Raw genomic sequence first — 19,790 nt, forward strand, 5'->3', positions numbered from 1 at the left:
TGGCCAAGTTTATGGGTGTTCAAATAGTGTATAAAAAAGAGTGCTGCTGTCCTTGGATTGTACAGCATAGGTTTTTGTATAATTAAATTGTTGAAATATGCCATTATACCACACATTAGGGACACTGCCGCCCAAAAGGCATACCGCATTCAAATCCAAAGATGGAGTTTTTTATTATGAACAACTGTTTGGAACGGTGGGCTTTGATGGGATGTCTTCCTTGTTGTACCATGTGCACCGCCCCACTATGGTCAAGGAGGTTCGGGCGACCTATTCCATAGCTCCTAAGATCATTGAGGATAAAAATATGCTTTCCAGATGTTTCGGAGGCCTTTCCATAAAACCGGAATCCGATTTCCTCACAAGCAGAAAACCCATATTAGTCAATAAGGACTGTCAAATTGAATTGGCGGCACCAAAGGATACCATGACCGATTATTTTTATAAAAATGCGGATGCAGATGAATTGATTTTTGTCCATAGGGGTACTGGTGTGCTGAGATCACTATTCGGAACCCTGGATTTTGCTCCGGGGGATTACCTTTTAATACCAAGGGGTGTTATTTATCAAATGACTTTTGATTCTGATGATAACCGTTTATTTATTGTTGTGTCCCATAGACCCATTTATACTCCCAAACGCTATCGGAATTGGTTTGGGCAATTGTTGGAACATGCACCTTACTGTGAACGTGATATTCGTAAACCGAAGGATTTGGAAACCCATGATGAAAAAGGGGATTTTATCATCAAGGTCAAAAAACAAGATATGATCCATGAATATGTCTATGCATCGCACCCGTTTGATGTGGTAGGTTGGGACGGCTATAATTATCCTTATGCCTTTTCCATACATGATTTTGAACCCATTACCGGAAGCATACACCAACCGCCACCTGTACACCAAACGTTTGAAACTGATGCTTTTGTGGTGTGTTCCTTTTGCCCCCGTTTATACGATTATCATCCACAGGCCGTACCTGCGCCTTATAATCATAGTAATATTGATTCAGATGAAGTGCTTTATTATGTGGATGGCGATTTTATGAGTAGGAACCATATCGAAATGGGATACATAACCCTCCACCCTGCAGGAATACCCCATGGACCGCACCCAGGTGCCATGGAACGAAGTATTGGTAAAACAAGGACGGATGAATTAGCTGTTATGGTGGATACCTTTAAACCTTTACAAATTACGGAACATGCCTTGCCTATTGAAGTGCCAGATTACCACAGGTCTTGGCTGGAATAAAAATGAACGATATGAAACCATTGGAAATAAAAAAAATATTTGAAAACGCCCAAGATTTTCTACCATTAAACGGTACGGATTATATTGAACTCTATGTGGGTAATGCGAAACAGGCTGCCTATTATTATAAATCAGCTTTCGGGTTTCAGACCATAGCGTATTCAGGTCTGGAAACGGGAAATATGGATACGGTATCTTATGTGTTGAATCAAGGCAAGATTCGCCTTGTCCTAACGTCTTCCTTAGTGGCCGATAGTCCCATTAATGCACATGTTAACAAACATGGTGATGGGGTTAAGGTAATTGCCCTGTGGGTCGATGATGCCACGAAGTCCTGGGAAGAAACAACACGGCGAGGGGCTAAATCGGTTTTTGAACCAAAAACGGAAAAGGATGCCGATGGATATACCGTTAGGTCTGCCATACACACCTATGGGGAAACCATCCATGTTTTTGTGGAGCGATCCCATTATAAGGGTGTCTTTTTACCTGGGTTCCAACCAATGGTGGACGCCAATAATCCGTCCCCCATTGGCCTAAAATACGTGGATCATATGGTCGGTAATGTGCCCTTGGGAAATATGGGTATCTGGTGTGATTTTTATGCTGAGGTGATGGGGTTTACCCAATTGGTGTCGTTTGATGATAAGGATATTTCAACCGAATATACGGCACTTATGAGCAAGGTGATGAGCAATGGTAATGGACGCATTAAGTTCCCTATTAATGAACCTGCCGAAGGGAAAAAGAAATCACAGATTGAAGAGTATATACATTTCTACAACGGGGCTGGTGTGCAGCATATAGCCGTTGCGACTGATAATATTATTGAAACGGTGACAGCGTTACGACAACGGGGCGTTGAATTTTTACACGTTCCTGAGATCTACTATGATACGGTGTTGGAACGAGTGGGAACCATCGATGAAGATTTGGAACCGCTCAGGGATCTCAATATTTTGATTGATAGGGATGATGAAGGCTACCTATTGCAAATTTTCACCAAACCAGTGGTTGACAGACCGACCTTGTTTTTTGAAATCATCCAACGCAAAGGGGCACAATCTTTTGGTAAGGGAAATTTCAAGGCACTATTTGAAGCCATGGAACGGGAACAGGAACTGCGTGGAACGCTTTAAAAATGAACTCATGAAACGACTTAAAAGTTGGGTGGATATCCCAAAGGATTCAGATTTTTCGATATATAACATTCCGTTTGGGGTGTACTCCAAAGGATCTGGGCATTATGCCATAGCGACTGCTATTGGGGATTTTGTTCTGGATTTGGACGTGTTGCATGCCAATCAGTATTTTTATGATCTCGACTTGCCAAAGGATATTTTTAAGTCGAGGTATTTAAATCCGTTCATAAGCTTGGGTAAACCAATGACCCAAACCATTCGATTACGGTTGCAGGAATTGTTAATGGAGGGAGGTGTTTTGCAACATGATCTGAAAACCAATCGTGAGGCCTTTATAAAACAGGGAACAGTAGACATGTTGCTTCCATTGGATATTGGTAATTATACCGATTTTTATTCCAGTAAGGAGCATGCCACCAACGTGGGGACCATGTTTAGGGATCCCAGTAAGGCCTTATTGCCCAATTGGGAGCATATGCCAGTGGGGTACCATGGGAGGGCATCTTCCATAGTGGCAAGTGGCACCCCCATCAATCGTCCTTATGGACAACTCAAGGATCCAGCCAAAGAGAGTCCCGATTTTGGTGTTTCCAAACGCTTGGACTTTGAGCTGGAAATGGGTTTTGTGATCGGTAGGGGTACCGAGCTTGGTGATGTAGTGCCCATCCATGAGGCTCGCGAGTATATATTTGGCATGGTACTTTTCAATGATTGGTCCGCTAGGGATATTCAGGTTTGGGAATACGTGCCATTGGGACCGTTCTTGGGTAAAAACTTTGCCTCCAGTATGTCGCCCTGGGTCGTGACCATGGAAGCTTTGGAACCTTTTAGGGTACCCGCACCAGAACAGGCAACGAAGGTCTTACCTTACCTAAGGGAACAACGTCATGATACGCTCGATATTCACTTGAAAGTGGCCATACAACCTAAAAACAGTTTGGAAACCGAGGTATGCCAGTCCAATTATAAGTACTTGTATTGGACCATGGAGCAACAATTGGCGCACCATACCATTAATGGGTGCAACATCAAGGTCGGGGATGTGTATGCTTCGGGAACTATCAGTGGTCCCACACCAGATAGTTATGGATCCATGTTGGAACTCGGTTGGAAGGGGACAAAACCGATACCAGTGTCAGATGGTACAACACGAACTTTTATTGAAGATCATGATCGCGTAGTCATGCGTGGCCATGCCGGTGACCAGCATCAACGGGTTGGTTTTGGAACTGTAGAAACACTAGTGTTGCCACCTAAAAAAATACTATATGATAACGATTGATCCCAATACCGCCGAAACACGGCTATTCCACCAATTATTGCTCGGAAGCGTGGCACCAAGACCCATTGCCTTGGCCAGTACCGTGGATGCCAAAGGCCATGTGAACCTAAGTCCGTTTAGTTTTTTTAACTGCTTTAGTGCCAATCCACCTATTCTGGTATTCTCGCCAGCGAGACGGGTTAGGAACAATACCACCAAACATACCCTTGAAAATATTATGGAAACCAAAGAGGTGGTGATCAACATTGTCAACCATGCCATGGTGGAACAAACATCGCTATCCAGTGTGGAATTTGAAAAGGGTGTGGATGAGTTCATAAAGGCAGGGTTTACGGCTACACCATCCAAGAAGGTGGTTCCCCCAAGGGTCACTGAGTCACCGGTGTCCTTTGAATGTCAAGTTATTGAGGTAAGGCCTTTGGGACACAAGGGTGGTGCTGGGCATTTGGTTATTTGTGAAGTGCTTTTGGCACATTTTGACGAAACCATTTTTGATGAAAATGAGCGCATCTCACCCCAAAAATTGGATGCCGTAGCCCGTATGGGGGACAATTGGTATTGCCGTGCCAATGGGCAAAGCCTGTTTGAATTGCCCAAACCGGGTACCGCTTTGGCTGTAGGTTTTGAGGCCTTGCCAAAGTCTGTTTTAAAAAGTGACATCTTAACAGGAAATAACCTAGCCCGTTTGGCTTCGGTAGAACAGGTTCCAACACCAACCGAGGAAGAGCAAAAAGCCTTGGCCTTTCAAATAGATGACTTTGCCGATCGTTTTAAGGACGACCGCACCCTCTACAAAAGGCTGGTTCATGAAAAGGTTAAATATTATATAGAACATGCCCATATCGATCTGGCCTGGAAATTCTTGTTGACAGCAGAGGACTATAGTATAAAAAATCGTCTATGGAAACGTTAACGCAAGTATACCGCAATTATACCAAAGAAGATCACGCCGTATGGGCGCTTTTGTTCGAACGGCAGGCCTCTCACTTGGTAGGTAAGGCCTGTACGGAATACCTTCAAGGTTTAAAGGTGTTGCAGCCTGTTCTCAATGCAGAACGTATTCCCGATTTTAACAAGCTCAATGAGGCTCTTAAGGCCGAAATAGGCTGGAGCATTGAAGTGGTCGCTGGATTGATACCAGTCGATGAATTTTTCCTGCTGTTGAGTCAAAAAAATTTTCCATCTTCTACATGGCTTCGCTCTAGGGATCATTTGGATTACTTGGAAGAGCCAGATATGTTCCATGACATTTTTGGGCATATACCACAGCTGGTCCATGCGGACTATAGCAATTTTATGCAAAAGTTTGGTGAGATAGGCTATTTGAACCGACATGATGAAGCGCTGGTTATCAAATTGCAACGGCTTTATTGGTATACCATTGAATTTGGTTTAATCCTAGAGCATGGTAAGCGCAGGATTTATGGGGCAGGGATTGCTTCCTCCGTGAAGGAAACCCAGCATGCCTTTGGTCCCAATATCACGGTACTGCCCTATGATATACAACAGATCATGGCTACCGATTTTATCATCAGCGATATCCAGTCCGCCTATTTTGAAATCAATTCATACCAGCAGTTGTATGCCTCGTTGCTGTCCATTTGAGTGGGGCAAGAGGCTTTGATGTGTTTATATTTAATAGTTTTTATTTTGGATGGGCTTTTTTACACCATTAGTCAATAACAATGCTCAAAATGACAATTAGTGGTTGCTGTTAAGCTATTGCTTAATCTACTACAATGCATATTTTTGAGATGCATTTATTCAGGTTATTAAAAACGTGAGTTCGATTTAAAAACAAGCCTAATCTAAGTATAAATTCTAATATTAGTATTTATTGTCACCTTTCAGCAAGGCTCAAGCTGTCTAAGATCGAGAATATTGGTGTTTTGGAAAGCTATTTTGTCCTTAAGGAAATACTTAATACAACAGCTTTTCACTTTTAATCGAAAAGAATTCCTCGACGTTTTGAGTCGGGGTTTCCGTTGAAATTGTCATTGACTTCGTCGAATCTTCGATTTCCCGTGAATCTCGATAGACTAACGGGACTGCCTCGAGGATAGTTCATTTAAAAAAATTCTTTATTTGAATGAGATCAAATATATCTTACTATATATTTTAAACTAAATTTTGAAATCTTATTTTAAAGTTATTTCTACAATCGTATCTATATCGTTTTGTTCTGATAATGGAATGTCTAAAAATAATCCGTATTTAGTCTGTTCGAATTTTATTTTTGATTTATTATGGTATAACTTAATAGATGTTATTCTGTGGATAAATTCAGGAACAAATAGAATATTTTTTTGAGTGTTCAAGATATGAAGGTATAAAGTTTGTCCTTTTTGAGTAGACACCCAATTTTCATTTGGTGGAATTAAGCCTCCTTCTGTTCCATAAATGGTTTCTCCATTTTGTTTCAACCAATCTCCTACTTCTGCAAGTGATTGAATATGTTCAGGTTGGATGTTTCCATTTGGCATAGGACCAACATTTAATAACAAATTACTGTTATATCCTGCAGCCTTAATCAAATATTGAACTAATTCTTTTTTGCTTTTGTGTTTTCGGTCTTTTAAATTAAAGCCCCATGATCCGTTAATGGTTTCGCAGACTTCTTTAGGGAGCTCGCCTATATCTTCAGGTTTGCTAGCAAACCCTTGTGTTGATTTTCCAGGGAGGTCTTTTTCAAACATTTGAAAATCTTCGCCAGGCAACACGCTTTCATGATGGTTGTTCCCAATCAAGCACTGTGGCTGTATATCATGAATCAGTTTATAGATGTCATCAAAATACCAATTGGCGTCTTTCCTATCCCATTTTCCATCAAACCAAATACCAGCAATATCACCATAATTGGTTAATAATTCCGTTAATTGTGCTTTCATAAAAGCGATATAATTTTCCCATTTTCCTTCTCCTCTTCCTTGGATTCCAGTTCCTGTATTTCCTCTAGGAAAATAATCATCATTGTGCCAGTCCAATAAGGAATAATAGAAAAACAACTTGATGCCTTCCTTTTTACAAGCTGCCGCCAAATCTTTCAACACATCTTTTTTATAAGGTGTTTTTTGGACGATATTATAATCGGTCAATTTCGTGTCAAACATTGAAAAACCATCATGATGCCTACTTGTAATAGTGATATATTTCATGCCAGCATTTTTTGCCATTTTAACCCATTCTTCGGCATTATATTCTATCGGATTGAAAAATGAAGGTAATTTTTCGTATTCTTCTATCGAAATATTCTGATTGTTCATAACCCACTCTCCATCCCCTAAAATACTATATACGCCCCAATGAATAAAAAGCCCAAACTTGGCTTCGTCAAACCATTTTCTAGCCTCTAAGTTTTCCGTGGTTGGAACATAATTAGATTGTGCGTTGGTATGCGATATCCATACTATAATTAATAAGAGACTTATTTTTTTCATATATGTTGTGTTTAAATTATTAGATAGTTTAAAATATTCCTGTTTGTATTGATTTAATCTTTGCCAAAATTAAAATACAATGATTTTATAAACTGCTTTTTTTTTATCCTTAAAATATGTGATTTATGTAAATCTAAACAAAAACTGTGTAACTAAATTCACAATTAAACAATTATCTTTATTGTGTTAATCAATTGGTTGGTTGGTTGGTTAGTTAGTTAGTTAGTTTGTCAGTTAGAAAATTCTCTCGAATAATCTAATTTGACATTTATTAAAAAGGCAGGCTTTTAAGTCTGCTTTTTTTTTTGTTATTAAAATACAAGTTCACAGCAGTGAGAGACATGATTAGTTTATTATATTCTATAGATGCAAATATTAAAAAAAGCCGTACCAGAATTATATAAACGTTTTGGTTAAATAAAAAATCAACAAAGATTAGAGGCTCAATAAAAGAAGCTCATAAAAAGAGAAATAGTTGAATAACTTCACGTAAAAACACCTGTGGATTATGTAACGATTTTAACATGTTATGTAATTATTCCATAGAATTATTGTCCCACCTTTACTGTATTATTAATCTTAAGATTAGTAAACGTATAATTTCGTGTTTTTAAGGAATATATAATTTTGATATTACCGTTATATTATCTTAAAACAAAGTAATCGAGTACAATAAGAGTATTGTAAAAAAATAAGAGTATTGTAAAAAAATAAAATCAAAACCCTCAAAATGGAATTAATCTTTTTAAAATATAGAATAATGAGATTTGTTTTAATAGGCTTAACTATAGCAACCCTTATTTTGTTATTGGTTGGTATTTTTAATAACATTAAAATTTAAAATCGTAGTATTACCACAGGCTTACTTTTTTTATTCTGCAAGGATGTTTAATGAAAAATTTAGATAAACCGCTTGTAGATAGCTATTTAGGCTATTAATAAAAAGCAGGCGTATGTGTCATTGGCATACAACAACCATTAATAGTAAATAAAAAAGCAACAAAATGAAATCAATTGGTAATGAAATGGAGAAAGCTGCTCCTCATATTATAGTAGAAATCATACAATATATACCCAATGCTGTGGTGAGTAAAACCATTATAAAAAAAATTACCGGTAATATAACCGCATTGTCTTTTGATATTGGTGAAGAACTAGCCGAAAAAACCTCACCCTTTGATACCTATATACAGATTATAGACGGCACCGCCAATCTTACCATTAACAAAATTGAATACCAACTAGGTCTCGGAAAGGGTATTATTATTCCCAGTAATCAAAGGCACCATTTTACGGCCAACGAGCAGTTTAAGATGATATCTACAGTCATAAAAAGTGGTTATGAGGATTTTGATTAGTCTCTTGTTTTTTTAAATTATTTTACCCTGTAATGATGTAGGTTATGTAACTAAGTATGAAAGTTGTGTAACACATTTGATGTAGAATGAATGTACCTTTCACCAACTAAACAACATAAATACACATTCCACAGAAAACTTTCATATGAAATTATATATAAAGTATATGGTAAGTTTACGATGCAAGCTTATGGTGAAGCAAGAATTGGAAAGACTCGGGCTACATTATACGAGCATTGACCTTGGTGCGATTGAAATTGTAGAGACCATTACTGAAAAACAAAAAATACAGCTTAAACGCAATCTATCTCTTTCTGGCTTGGAATTGCTGGATGATAAAAAAAATATTCTCATTGATAAAATCAAGAATGTTATCATAGAAATGGTCCATTATACCGATGAGGTTCCTAAAGTCAACTATTCTGAATATATCAGTGAAAAACTTGATTATGATTATACCTATTTGTCCAACTTGTTTTCAGAAGTAAAAGGCATAACCATACAACATTTCATTATAAAACATAAAATAGAAAGAGCCAAAGAACTCATACTTTATGATCAATTAAATCTTTCTGAAATATCCTATAAGTTGCATTATAGCAGTGTAGCCCATTTATCCACACAATTTAAAAAAGTAACGGGACATTCCCCAACATATTACAAAAAATTGGGAAAGACACGAAGAGGTAATTTAGAAAACCTGTAATTCTATAAGTATCTGTACAAATTATGTAACATGATCTATCCAATAATAAATCATCTTTGTATCAGTATTAAACGTAATAGATTAGCAGAAAATATCAAGTTATAGTATAAAGTGGTGACTCCAATATACAAATCCAAATCTTTTAAACTGTAGTACCCAAACCTAACTAAACTGTAGTACCCAAACCTAACCAGTAAAGATTAAAATTTGAAACTGTTAAAAGACGGATTTATATTAAAAGGTTAGTAATAAATTACAAAAAGCCTTAATGAAGTTGTTAGTATTATAAAAGCTAATTCAAACATGTAGTTAAGACCAAAGTAATAGAATGAACTTAACCTAAATAAAAGAGCAGTGATTCAGCAAACTGCTCTTTTTTGCATTATAATAATCTGTGATATATGTAAATATACCCCAAAAAGGTATAACTAAATTTGTGATTTCTTGATTAAATTTGTTATGCTATTATTAATTAATTGTCCGGTGAAAGCCAAGTAAAAAATTTTAGTTGGCAATAGAAAGCAGACTTAATGGTCTGCTTTTTTTTTAACTTATAACAGTGCCAACACTTCAAAGAAATTAAGGGCAATTTCAAACTATCCAATTTAAATATTATTACCTACACCTTTTAAAATATGGGATTTATGCAAAACATCTCAGTTTATGTGTAATGCACTAAAGGATTTAATTCGCCATCTTTATATAAATACACATATAATTTAAATATACATAAATTCTTAAAAATGTCAAATTCAATTATTCCTAATAAAAAAACCCAATCAAATGGTGCTTCTTCTGAAAATAAAACCACCATGAAAGGCCTTGTTTATGGTGGGCCAAATAATATAGAATATAAAGATATACCAAAGCCTGAAATTCAAAAAGGAACGGATGCGATAGTAAAAATACTTAAGACAACTATTTGTGGAACCGATTTAGGGATACTACATGGCAAAACACCGTCTGTAAAACCTGGAACTACATTAGGACACGAGGGTGTTGGTGTGATAGAAGAAGTAGGCAAGGGTGTTAACCATTTCAAGAAAGGTGACCATGTGATTATTTCATGTATCACCGCATGCGGTACATGTGAGTACTGTAAAAAACAATTGTATGGTCATTGTAAAGATGGCGGATGGATATTGGGCAACCTAATTAATGGTACCCAAGCAGATTATGTTCGTATTCCTCATGCGGATACAAGTCTTTATAAAGTTCCTGAAGGAATAGATGATGAAGCATTGGTAATGTTGAGTGATATCCTGCCAACAGGCCATGAGATTGGTGTCATAAATGGCTGCGTAAAACCTGGAGATACTATGGCCATCGTAGGTGCGGGTCCCATCGGTATGTCGGCACTGCTCACCGCTCAGTTTTACTCACCTGCAAAAATCTATATGATTGATTTGGATGAAAACCGACTGAAATTAGCTAAGAAATGGGGTGCTACAGACACTATAAATTCAGGATTGGAAGATGCTGTTAAAAAGATTATGGCAGAAACAGCAGATGGTGTAGATGTAGCTATAGAAGCCGTAGGTGCTCCTGCTACGTTTGATATCTGTCAACAGATAGTACGTCCTGGTGGTCATGTAGCCAACATTGGTGTTCATGGAAAAAGCGTCGATTTGCAAATTCAGGACCTATGGATTAAGAATATTACCATCACAATGGGACTTGTTAATACAAATACAACGCCTATGCTTTTGAAAACAGTAACCTCAGGAAAAATCAAACCAGAAAAATTGATTACACATCACTTTAAGCTAAATGAAATTATAAAAGCTTACAGCGTGTTTGGCAATGCAGCTAAAGAAAAGGCTTTGAAAATAATATTGACAAGCTAAAATTAATTCCAACGTAATGATTGGAGTATCGAAATCACCTTTTTAATATTAGAACAATGGAAGCACACTATTATAATGTAGACATAAATTGGGAACACACTCGTAAAGGCATGTTATGTTCCCCTGAATTAAATAAGAAAAATGGCGTTTGTATTGAAGTAGCTACACCACCAGAATTTGCAAAAGGCATATCAGGTATATGGACACCAGAACATTTGTTTGTGGCGGCTGTTAGCGGTTGTTTAATGACTACGTTTTTAGCCATAGCCGAAAATTCCACACTTGAATTTACAAGTTTTTGTTGTCAGGCAAAAGGAACACTGGAAATGATAGAAGGTCAGTTAATGATAAGCGAAATCCTGCTTAAACCAACTGTTGTGATCCATAATGAGGCTTATAGAGATAAGGCAATACGTGTCATAAAAAAAGCTGAAAATGCTTGTTTGATAGCACATTCCATTAAGTCAAAAATCACTTTGGATATTTGCATTCAAGTGAAACCCATATTAATAGCAAGCAAATAAAAAAAGAAAGCATTAGCTAGGATATCATGTCACAGTAAAGTTAAAACTATTAAAATTAAACCCATTTTATCATGAACAATAAAGAACCTTTAAATTCAAAACCGATATATAATGACCCTGTACCGATATTTACGGATATTAAAGAGATGAAAAAGTATTTCAATACTGCTTTACAATTTGATAAAGAACGACAGTCGGTTATACTTAAGAGTATTGGCGATGCGGTAATTGCAACAGATTTGGATGCAAACGTTATACTGATGAATGCGATAGCTGAAAATCTTACTGGATGGAAATTAGAAGAAGCAGAAAACAAACCAATAAAAGAGGTTTTTCGTATCATTAATAAACTAACACGGGAAGAAACTGAAAGCCCTGTTGAATCAGTCCTTAAAACAGGAAAAAAATTATTATTGGCTCCAGACACTGTATTGATTTCCCGCGATGAAAAAAATGAATATTCCATTAGCGATAGTTGTGCGCCTATTCTGGATACAAAAGGAAATATTATGGGCGTTGTACTTGTTTTTAGGGATGTTTCAAAGCAAAGGGAAGAGGAAGCCCTAAAAGAAAAAATTACAGCAGATTTGGTTCAGAGAAATAAAGATCATGAACACTTTGACAATATTATTTCCCATGATTTGAGAGGGCCTGTTTCAAATATTCTTAGTCTGACATCATTAGTAAATGATAAAGACTTAGAAGAGGGAGAAAGGAAGTTTATTATGAATGCACTCACCACGTCTGCGGAAAGATTGGATGAGGTCATTGTTGATTTGAATCTTATTTTAAGTCTTGGAAAACAATTGAACGAAAAAAAGGAACTGGTTCATTTTTCAAAACTTGTTAGTGATATTCAAGTAAGCATCAGGAACATTCTGGAAAAAGAACAAGCCAATTTTAAAATAGATTTTAGTCGAGTGGATGAGATGTTCACGATTAAAGGTTACATGTATAGCATTTTTTATAACCTCATTTCAAATAGTATCAAATATAGGAGACCTCATGTGCCATTAGAGATTACAGTTGAAAGCGACTTAGTTGATGAAAAAATCAGTCTCACATTTAAGGATAACGGTCTAGGCGTTGATCTAGAAAAAAGTGGGAACGATTTATTCGGATTATACAAACGCTTCCATACTGACAAAGCTGAAGGAAAAGGCATGGGACTCTATATGGTAAAAATGCAAGTAGAAAAATTAGGTGGTAAAATAAGTGTGAAGAGCACAGTTAACCAAGGAACGGAATTTACAATTCTGCTGCTGCCATAAAATTCAAACTATTATGCTTGGAGAGATATCATTGGTATCGCTGTATTCATTAACCCAATTTATGTTTGTTTTTTTATGAATCTACTTTGATGATTTCCCTGAAAATCTATTCTGCTTTAAAATTTTAATCTATTTCTATTGTATGTCATTCAGTTTTTTTTAACTATGGGATGTAATTATTTGCAACCTATGGAGGCAAGACTATTTAAGATATATTCAAACAATTCGCCCTTCTAAAATTCACCCTCATTTTCACAACATTTTGAGATATGATAAAAATCATAGTTTGACATCTACTTTGTGGTGAAATTTGTCCCATAATTAAAAACAATATTGATATGAATACCTATAAAAAAATAAGTACAAGAGTTTTAAGTTTAATGGTTCTTTTTATTATGACAGCAAATTTAACTCAAGCACAAGAGTTTAATTTGGCAAATGGAGAATCAACTTTAACCATCTTAGGAACTTCTAGTTTGCACGATTGGCATATTGATGCTGAAAATCAAAGTGGAAAAATAAGTTTCAAAAATTTGGAAGCTGGTCAAATAGAAAAAGTAACTATTGACATAGTTGCCGAAAGTTTAAAAAGTGGGAAATCATCCATGGACAAAAACACTTATAAAGCTTTAAAAACCAACAACCATAAAAACATTTCATTCCAATTGGCTGAGGTTAAAAATGTAGTTAGTAAAGGAAATGGAGCATTCTCTGTAACAGCAACGGGTTATTTAACCATTGCAGGAACCAAGAAACTAATTCCATTGGATTTTACCATTAACACAACAAAAGCCAGTGTAAAACTAATCGGTGAGAAAAAAATTAAAATGACCGATTTTAATGTAGATCCACCAAAAGCCATGTTCGGTACCATAACTACGGGCAATGATATCACTATTAAATTTTCAACCATATTTAAATAAATCAAATTAATCAATAACAACCTTAAAAAACAGAAATTATGAAATCAATTTTTAAACAAGCAATATTACTAGGAATCGTATTAACTGGATTCAGTTTTTATGGACAGAATAGAGATTTGGACAATTACAGGCTACCAGACCAAAGAGGCGTTAATGTATTTGAAGCTCCAAAGGACACCATTTCTACTTTCGATGATATACAAGTAAGAATAGGAGGGTCATCCACACTCCAATACCAAGCTTTAGATCATGAAAATGCAGGCGCGGTAGGTTTAGAACTTAAAGAAATTGGTGCCAACTTTAATTTAGCAACGGCTAACTTAGATTTAGATGTCGTTCTTTTTGATGGCGTTAGAATGCACTTACGTACTTATTTATCTTCTCGTCACCACCCAGAACCTTATGTAAAAGGTGGTTACTTTCAAATTGATAAGTTAGATTTTATAAGTGAGGGATTCATGGAAGATTTCATGAAATATACTACTATCAAAATTGGGCATATGGAAAACAACTACGGTGATGCCCATTTTAGAAGAAGCGATAATGCACAAGCCATTTACAACCCATTTGTTGGAAATTTAATTATGGACGCTTTTACTACAGAAGTTGGTGCAGAACTTTACTATAGAAGAAATGGTTTTATAGTTATGTTAGGCCTTGCGAATGGTAAATTAAACCAATCAATTAACAAATCAGCTGCTGGAAATACTGGTGGTGCATCGTTCCTGGCCAAGTTAGGTTATGATAAACAGATTACTGATGATTTTAGATTCAGATTAACAGGATCTCTTTACAATACTGGTTATGTGCCTAATTCATATTTGTATAATGCAGATAGAGCAGGATCTCGTTACTATGGTGTTATGATACCAGCAACTGCAACAGGTGATGACTTTAGATCTGGTAGATACAACCCTAACTTAAGAAACGAAATATCTGCTATTATGATTAACCCATTCATTAAATACAAAGGGTTAGAGTTTTTTGGAACTATTGAAACAGCAAAAGGTAAAGCTTCAACAGAAGTTAGTGATAGAACAGCGAAGCAGTTTGCTAGCGAATTGATCTATAGATTTGGAAAAACTGAGAACTTTTTTATCGGTGGTCGTTATAATGTAGTTGATTCAGAAGAAGCAAGTGGTGCTGATGTAGAAATCAAAAGAACCCAATTAGGCGCTGGCTGGTTTATGACAAAAAATATTTTGATGAAACTGGAATATGTAAAACAAACTTATGATGGCTTTGCACCATCAAGTCAATTTGATGGCGGTCAGTTTGATGGGCTAATGGCTGAAGCGGTTATTAGTTTCTAAATAATTTAGTATGATGAAGTAAGTCTGAAAATATAAATGGGCATTAATAATAAAAACTCATCCACTTTTAGACTTACTTTCATTAATTTTAGAAATGCATTGGTTATATAAATTTAAGAACATGAAAAGGATACTGATTTTTATTACTGTTTTAACAGCGTTAGCTTTCACAGATTCTTTTGTAGGAAGCACTTCGGTGATTATTGCACCTAATAGTAAATTGCTTATTAATGTAAAAACCAATGTTAATAGTTTTAAATGCCATTATGATGTCTTAAAATTAAATAAGCCAATCTCTGTTTCTTTTAAAAATCATGGCGATAAAATTAGCTTTAAAAAAACAACTTTAGTTCTAGAAAACGTAAATTTTGATTGTGGTGGTCCTGGTATAAATAATGATTTTAAAGAATTATTAAAAACAAAAACCTACCCAAAAATATTCATTAATTTAAGAGAAATAAATAAAGACCAAAACAATGAAAATAGTATTCATGCCTTGGTTGATTTAGAGATTGCCGGAGTAACAAAATCATATACAATACCCATAGAATTAAAAGAAGAAGGAACATTGTTTATTAAAGGTGTTTTACCCTTAAATATTCGTGATTTTAATTTAGATCCTCCCAAAAAGGCATTAGGACTTATTGTGGTTAAAGATGTAATAGAAATTAATTTTGAATTAGCCGTTAAAAAATATTAGATAGTAGTTTAATTTATATGAAAAGCCTAAACAATTTAATTGTTTAGGCTTTTCATTTTTTAATGATAAATGATATTCTATTCCATAGTTTGTAAACCATAATATATAGTGACTGCTGTTAAAATTATTAATATGACGACAATAATATAAAAGCCTGTTTTTGTGGTGCTATCTTTTTTAAAAATGTAATTTTTTTTCTTGTCGTTTTTTTCTTTTACCAATTCGAAATCTTTTTCTTCTTCTGCAATTTTCATATGTAGATAATTATTTGTTTTTTAAGGTCATATGTAATTCGCATATCTTCATTGGTAATTGTGACCAATTTTCGGTCATGCTCATTTCATAATTATTAATTTATTTCATTTCAAGAATTAATTTTATTATCCATGCTATCATCTCCTGTAGTATCTAAGTGTTCTCCATTTTTAAGGGCTTCTGGCGATTTGTCAAAATTGCTACCATCCTTCTTGTAAAATTTAAAAAAATCAAATCGATCGTTAATAATGATGGCTTTTTTGCCATTTATAGCAATGGGGTGCTGTAACAAAGAAGGATTTTTATTAACTATTTTAAGCAAATCATCTGTGTTGTAGTTCGATAAATTATCTATTCCGAGATTATCCAGAAGTTCAGGAGAGAATAATTCTGATATAGGTTTATTAACCATATCTGCAATTTCCAACCAAATAGTATCTGATATTTTTTCCTTTTCAATATTAATTGTACGCAAAGCTTTATTACTGCTCTCGGCATAGGGCAATACTTTTTTTCCCAAATCAGATTGGTCTGAATAAATGTAAATCAACTCCTTGTCGTTCGTGGCTAATACTCCCATTTTTTAAAATTAAATAAATATAAATTACCAACAATCTAAAGGTTTTTGTGTTATATAATTTTTAGTTTGTGTTATAGGATTTTAGTTTTCATTAAAAAGAAAAGCCTGAATATTATTCAGCTTTATCAATGGATAAGTTTATAAGGTTACTTCTTTCTAATGCTACCGGAAACATGATCACTTTTTTCTACTTTTTCAGGATTTCCATAATAATTAATACCACCACCGCTACTGGCCTTTGCAATAAGTTCTTTTGAGGTGTTTATTGTAATATTTGAACCAGAGCTGGCATTTGCTCGACTGGATTCAGCAATTAAATCGCCCGCTTTTATATTGCTACCACTGGAAGCTTCGGCTGTAAGTTTTATGGTTTCCCCAGTAAGTTTAATATTGCTGCCACTTGAAGAATGACATTCTAAAACCTTAGTGTTTAATTGTAATGTCATATTGCTTCCACTTGAAGTGTTGCATTTTAAAGTTGATGTATCCACATCTAAAGTCATATTGCTACCACTGCTGCTTTCCAATTTTAAATTTTCGGCAGTAACAGTATTTTTGGAATACACATTGCTTCCACTGGTTGAGGTAATGCTCGATACATTTTTAAAGCTTACCATGATTTTTTTTGAAGTTGCGTTTCCAATGTTCCTTTTAGTGTGGATTTTTAAAACATTATCTACCACTTCTGTAATAATAAGTTCATGTAAATTCTCGTCCGCTTCAACAACAATGGATTCGGTATCACTTTGTGTTACATACACATCAAGACCTTCGGTCGCCTTAATGGCATTAAATGAACCGTTAATGGTTCGGGACTCTTCTACTACATTTCCATTACCTACAACTCCTCCAAAGTTGATATCAAAGTTGCAGGAGAAAAACAACAGACTTAAAAGTGTTGTTACAATAATTTTTGTGAGTGTTGTCATAACTATTTGTTTTATTTGATTGATTTTAATTTATAGTTCAAATATCTAATTACTGGTTATTGATTTATAAATTAAATATCTGATTTGTTGATTTTTGGTGATGAATTGTAATTACTATTCTGATTTCACACTAACTCCATCCGAATTAATGTTTACTTTAACTGCTTCAGACTCTGCTTTAACCCCGCTAGAATCAATTTTTATAATATTTCCATCGCTATTAATTTCAACACCATGCTCATCAATTTTTATATTAGGGGTGTCAACTTGTATTTCAAATTCTTCCCCCGTACAGTCATCACATACAACACCATCTTCAGTTATTTTTACATAATGATTGGTGTATTTCGATGATATGATGTTGTCGTTATTCGAATAATGATTTAAAAAATCCTTGGTGTTTTTATCAAAATACGCTACGGAATTGAGAGGTAAATAAAGGGTAATTACAACTTCTTGATCACTCATTTTATTATCGGGACCGGTTGAAAGGAAAGAATCTAATACCAATTGATTGTTGGTAAATGTGTAATTGTAGTTTATGTTTTTAGCACGTGTAATGGCTTTTTCATAATTTCTGCCATCAGCACTTTTTTCAATCCCAATAGTAGCAATGGTATCTGTTGTGTATTTTACTAAAATGGTGATATCTTGCCTGTAAATAGTTTTGTCTCCGTTCTGGTTATTGGCAATTTTAAAGCCATTGGTTCTATATGAATTTCTATATAAATCATTTTCTGCCATTTTAATCTTTAAAGTGTCCATGGTTTTTATTTGAAGGTATTGTTTTTCAACGGTACGTTCGTTAAAAGCATGTTCACTTGCTTCTCTAATGCCAATGACTACCAATGCAATAATGGAGAATAGCCATAACCCTAATAAGGTGAATTTAGCTATGTTACCAATGGATTTTAAGTTGTTGATTAAGATTTTCAATCCTAAATAAAATAGGAAGAAAAATGGAATGCCAACTGTAAAAAACACAAATAAAGAGATTAACCATATAGGTGTATTTCCAGAATTAGCGATATCTATAAAATCGATGCCTGGTATGTGTACAATATCTGCAACCCCTAAAGAGAATAATGCTATGATTAAGCCAACTAGCGCAGAAGCACCAATGATTATAAAAAGAACACCAATAAATTTCGCTATCACTTTAAAGAAAAACATAATGATGTCTGCAAGCGTATCAAAAAAGTTTTTAGAACTCGATTTTATGGAGCTACTTCCTTTTTTTGCTGCACCAGAAACCGATTTAGAAACATTTTTGGCTGCTTCAGAAACATTGTCTGCGACATTGTCAAAACCATCCTTAATTTTTTTTTCAATGTTGCTAATGTTAACAGGCTCGCCTGTCATCATTATTTTTTCGGCAGTCGTGATGGCAGCTGGAACTAAAATCCAAAATAGGATATAAATAATTATAAAGGTACCTCCAGATGCTATAGTTAGAATAATCCATAACAAACGCATCCAAACGGCGTCAATACCCAAATAATGGCCTAATCCAGACGAAACACCACTTATATATGAGTTATCAGTATCTCTAAATAATTTTTTACTTGGTGCTGATTTTTTAAATGAAGTCGATTTAGGGTCGTCTTCAAAAATATCGTCATCCACAAGGTAGTCTTCGGGTTGTCCCATAATGGCAATAACCTCGTCAACTTCTTTAATGCCTATCACTTGTTTATCGTGTATAACACGTTCGCTAAAAAGTTCGGCAATACGAGCTTCAATATCTGAAATGATTTCAGATCGCCCTTGAGAATCTGTAAATGAACGTTTTATAGACTCCAGATAGCGTTGTAATTTTAGGTATGCATCTTCATCAATGTGGAAGAATATACCAGCTAAATTTATGTTGACAGTTTTATTCATTTTTTTGTTGTTTTTTGGCTTGTTACTAAGTTTACCGCATTTTGCAGTTCACTCCAGGTTGTGTTTAATTCTTTTAAAAATAGTTTGCCGGTTTCTGTTAAACCGTAGTATTTTCTTGGTGGACCCGACAAAGATTCTTCCCATCGGTAATTTAATAGTCCAGCGTTTTTCAATCTTGTTAGTAGTGGGTAAATCGTGCCTTCTACAACAAGCAACTTGGCGTCTTTAAGTGTGTCCAGAATTTCGGCAACATACGCGTCTTCATCTTTTAAGACCGATAGTATGCAGTATTCTAAAACACCTTTACGCATTTGTGCTTTTGTGTTTTCTATTTTCATAAGTCCTTACTATTTTTTGTTAATGGTCTTATGCAGTTCGCATAAA

At 35.1% G+C, this 19,790-nt stretch carries 19 protein-coding genes; 13 read left to right on the plus strand and 6 right to left on the minus strand.

Annotated features, from left to right (window positions below; all coding sequences use genetic code 11):
* Positions 1-97 precede the first annotated feature (97 nt).
* The 5 genes from CSW08_RS08585 to CSW08_RS08605 are packed head-to-tail and all read left to right on the plus strand — an operon-like array spanning position 98 to position 5,284.
* Positions 98-1,255 carry a homogentisate 1,2-dioxygenase gene (locus CSW08_RS08585; RefSeq protein ID WP_106659480.1) on the plus strand — a complete coding sequence of 386 codons (1,158 nt, stop codon included), beginning with the start codon at positions 98-100 and terminating at the stop codon, positions 1,253-1,255.
* 11 nt (positions 1,256-1,266) lie between these two features.
* Positions 1,267-2,394, plus strand: a complete 1,128-nt coding sequence (gene hppD / locus CSW08_RS08590) for a 4-hydroxyphenylpyruvate dioxygenase (protein ID WP_238987229.1) — start codon at positions 1,267-1,269, stop codon at positions 2,392-2,394.
* A 10-nt stretch (positions 2,395-2,404) separates the two neighbouring features.
* Positions 2,405-3,679 carry a fumarylacetoacetase gene (gene fahA / locus CSW08_RS08595; RefSeq protein WP_106659560.1) on the plus strand — a complete coding sequence of 425 codons (1,275 nt, stop codon included), beginning with the start codon at positions 2,405-2,407 and terminating at the stop codon, positions 3,677-3,679.
* Complete coding sequence (locus CSW08_RS08600) at positions 3,666-4,592, plus strand: flavin reductase family protein (RefSeq protein WP_106659482.1); 927 nt, start codon at positions 3,666-3,668, stop codon at positions 4,590-4,592. Before fahA ends, CSW08_RS08600 begins: the two co-directional genes overlap by 14 nt.
* Positions 4,580-5,284, plus strand: a complete 705-nt coding sequence (locus CSW08_RS08605) for a phenylalanine 4-monooxygenase (protein ID WP_106659483.1) — start codon at positions 4,580-4,582, stop codon at positions 5,282-5,284. Before CSW08_RS08600 ends, CSW08_RS08605 begins: the two co-directional genes overlap by 13 nt.
* A gap of 533 nt (positions 5,285-5,817) precedes the next feature.
* Here CSW08_RS08605 and CSW08_RS08615 read toward each other — a convergent pair.
* Positions 5,818-7,116 carry an alpha-L-fucosidase gene (locus tag CSW08_RS08615; protein ID WP_106659484.1) on the minus strand — a complete coding sequence of 433 codons (1,299 nt, stop codon included), beginning with the start codon at positions 7,114-7,116 and terminating at the stop codon, positions 5,818-5,820.
* Positions 7,117-8,120: 1,004 nt separating this feature from the next.
* On the opposite strand from CSW08_RS08615, the gene CSW08_RS08620 reads away from it, so the two are divergent.
* The 8 genes from CSW08_RS08620 (at position 8,121) to CSW08_RS08655 (ending at position 15,758) form a co-directional block, all read left to right on the plus strand.
* Positions 8,121-8,474: a cupin domain-containing protein gene (locus CSW08_RS08620; RefSeq protein WP_106659485.1), complete on the plus strand. Its 354-nt coding sequence runs from the start codon at positions 8,121-8,123 to the stop codon at positions 8,472-8,474.
* Positions 8,475-8,619: 145 nt separating this feature from the next.
* Positions 8,620-9,180, plus strand: a complete 561-nt coding sequence (locus CSW08_RS08625; protein WP_106659486.1) for a helix-turn-helix domain-containing protein — start codon at positions 8,620-8,622, stop codon at positions 9,178-9,180.
* Positions 9,181-9,923: 743 nt separating this feature from the next.
* Positions 9,924-11,027, plus strand: coding sequence for a zinc-dependent alcohol dehydrogenase family protein (locus CSW08_RS08630; protein WP_238987230.1), 1,104 nt, complete (start codon positions 9,924-9,926; stop codon positions 11,025-11,027).
* A 56-nt stretch (positions 11,028-11,083) separates the two neighbouring features.
* Entirely contained in the window at positions 11,084-11,551 is a 468-nt protein-coding gene (locus tag CSW08_RS08635) for an OsmC family protein (protein ID WP_106659487.1), read from the plus strand.
* A gap of 71 nt (positions 11,552-11,622) precedes the next feature.
* A complete protein-coding gene (locus tag CSW08_RS08640; RefSeq protein WP_106659488.1) occupies positions 11,623-12,822 on the plus strand; it encodes a sensor histidine kinase in 1,200 nt (399 codons plus the stop codon).
* 338 nt (positions 12,823-13,160) lie between these two features.
* Positions 13,161-13,745, plus strand: a complete 585-nt coding sequence (locus tag CSW08_RS08645) for a YceI family protein (RefSeq protein ID WP_106659489.1) — start codon at positions 13,161-13,163, stop codon at positions 13,743-13,745.
* A 38-nt stretch (positions 13,746-13,783) separates the two neighbouring features.
* Entirely contained in the window at positions 13,784-15,058 is a 1,275-nt protein-coding gene (locus tag CSW08_RS08650) for a hypothetical protein (protein WP_106659490.1), read from the plus strand.
* Positions 15,059-15,179: 121 nt separating this feature from the next.
* Positions 15,180-15,758 carry a YceI family protein gene (locus CSW08_RS08655; protein WP_157831445.1) on the plus strand — a complete coding sequence of 193 codons (579 nt, stop codon included), beginning with the start codon at positions 15,180-15,182 and terminating at the stop codon, positions 15,756-15,758.
* Between the two features lie 77 nt (positions 15,759-15,835).
* On the opposite strand, the gene CSW08_RS18085 is transcribed toward CSW08_RS08655, so the two are convergent.
* The 5 genes from CSW08_RS18085 to CSW08_RS08675 all read right to left on the minus strand — a co-directional run bounded on the left by CSW08_RS18085 (position 15,836) and on the right by CSW08_RS08675 (position 19,744).
* The gene (locus CSW08_RS18085; RefSeq protein WP_157831446.1) at positions 15,836-16,012 is read right to left on the minus strand and encodes a hypothetical protein; all 177 of its coding nucleotides are present in this window, start codon (positions 16,010-16,012) and stop codon (positions 15,836-15,838) included.
* Between the two features lie 110 nt (positions 16,013-16,122).
* A complete protein-coding gene (locus tag CSW08_RS08660; protein ID WP_106659492.1) occupies positions 16,123-16,593 on the minus strand; it encodes an arsenate reductase family protein in 471 nt (156 codons plus the stop codon).
* 146 nt (positions 16,594-16,739) lie between these two features.
* Positions 16,740-17,522, minus strand: coding sequence for a head GIN domain-containing protein (locus tag CSW08_RS08665; RefSeq protein WP_106659493.1), 783 nt, complete (start codon positions 17,520-17,522; stop codon positions 16,740-16,742).
* Positions 17,523-17,636: 114 nt separating this feature from the next.
* The gene (locus CSW08_RS08670; protein WP_106659494.1) at positions 17,637-19,406 is read right to left on the minus strand and encodes a PspC domain-containing protein; all 1,770 of its coding nucleotides are present in this window, start codon (positions 19,404-19,406) and stop codon (positions 17,637-17,639) included.
* Positions 19,403-19,744 carry a PadR family transcriptional regulator gene (locus tag CSW08_RS08675; protein ID WP_106659495.1) on the minus strand — a complete coding sequence of 114 codons (342 nt, stop codon included), beginning with the start codon at positions 19,742-19,744 and terminating at the stop codon, positions 19,403-19,405. The genes CSW08_RS08670 and CSW08_RS08675 overlap by 4 nt, the downstream gene beginning before the upstream one ends.
* Between the last annotated feature and the right edge of the window lie 46 nt (positions 19,745-19,790).

This window comes from Confluentibacter flavum (assembly GCF_002843175.1).
Classification (GTDB): domain Bacteria; phylum Bacteroidota; class Bacteroidia; order Flavobacteriales; family Flavobacteriaceae; genus Confluentibacter; species Confluentibacter flavum.

Excerpts from the sequence above, each read along its gene's own strand:
- CSW08_RS08585 (WP_106659480.1), top strand. The coding sequence starts at position 98 with ATGCCATTATACCACACATTAGGGACACTGCCGCCCAAAAGGCATACC.
- hppD (WP_238987229.1), top strand. The coding sequence starts at position 1,267 with ATGAAACCATTGGAAATAAAAAAAATATTTGAAAACGCCCAAGATTTT.
- fahA (WP_106659560.1), top strand. The coding sequence starts at position 2,405 with ATGAAACGACTTAAAAGTTGGGTGGATATCCCAAAGGATTCAGATTTT.
- CSW08_RS08600 (WP_106659482.1), top strand. The coding sequence starts at position 3,666 with ATGATAACGATTGATCCCAATACCGCCGAAACACGGCTATTCCACCAA.
- CSW08_RS08605 (WP_106659483.1), top strand. The coding sequence starts at position 4,580 with ATGGAAACGTTAACGCAAGTATACCGCAATTATACCAAAGAAGATCAC.
- CSW08_RS08615 (WP_106659484.1), bottom strand. The coding sequence starts at position 7,116 with ATGAAAAAAATAAGTCTCTTATTAATTATAGTATGGATATCGCATACC.
- CSW08_RS08620 (WP_106659485.1), top strand. The coding sequence starts at position 8,121 with ATGAAATCAATTGGTAATGAAATGGAGAAAGCTGCTCCTCATATTATA.
- CSW08_RS08625 (WP_106659486.1), top strand. The coding sequence starts at position 8,620 with ATGAAATTATATATAAAGTATATGGTAAGTTTACGATGCAAGCTTATG.
- CSW08_RS08630 (WP_238987230.1), top strand. The coding sequence starts at position 9,924 with ATGTCAAATTCAATTATTCCTAATAAAAAAACCCAATCAAATGGTGCT.
- CSW08_RS08635 (WP_106659487.1), top strand. The coding sequence starts at position 11,084 with ATGGAAGCACACTATTATAATGTAGACATAAATTGGGAACACACTCGT.
- CSW08_RS08640 (WP_106659488.1), top strand. The coding sequence starts at position 11,623 with ATGAACAATAAAGAACCTTTAAATTCAAAACCGATATATAATGACCCT.
- CSW08_RS08645 (WP_106659489.1), top strand. The coding sequence starts at position 13,161 with ATGAATACCTATAAAAAAATAAGTACAAGAGTTTTAAGTTTAATGGTT.
- CSW08_RS08650 (WP_106659490.1), top strand. The coding sequence starts at position 13,784 with ATGAAATCAATTTTTAAACAAGCAATATTACTAGGAATCGTATTAACT.
- CSW08_RS08655 (WP_157831445.1), top strand. The coding sequence starts at position 15,180 with ATGAAAAGGATACTGATTTTTATTACTGTTTTAACAGCGTTAGCTTTC.
- CSW08_RS18085 (WP_157831446.1), bottom strand. The coding sequence starts at position 16,012 with ATGAAAATTGCAGAAGAAGAAAAAGATTTCGAATTGGTAAAAGAAAAA.
- CSW08_RS08660 (WP_106659492.1), bottom strand. The coding sequence starts at position 16,593 with ATGGGAGTATTAGCCACGAACGACAAGGAGTTGATTTACATTTATTCA.
- CSW08_RS08665 (WP_106659493.1), bottom strand. The coding sequence starts at position 17,522 with ATGACAACACTCACAAAAATTATTGTAACAACACTTTTAAGTCTGTTG.
- CSW08_RS08670 (WP_106659494.1), bottom strand. The coding sequence starts at position 19,406 with ATGAATAAAACTGTCAACATAAATTTAGCTGGTATATTCTTCCACATT.
- CSW08_RS08675 (WP_106659495.1), bottom strand. The coding sequence starts at position 19,744 with ATGAAAATAGAAAACACAAAAGCACAAATGCGTAAAGGTGTTTTAGAA.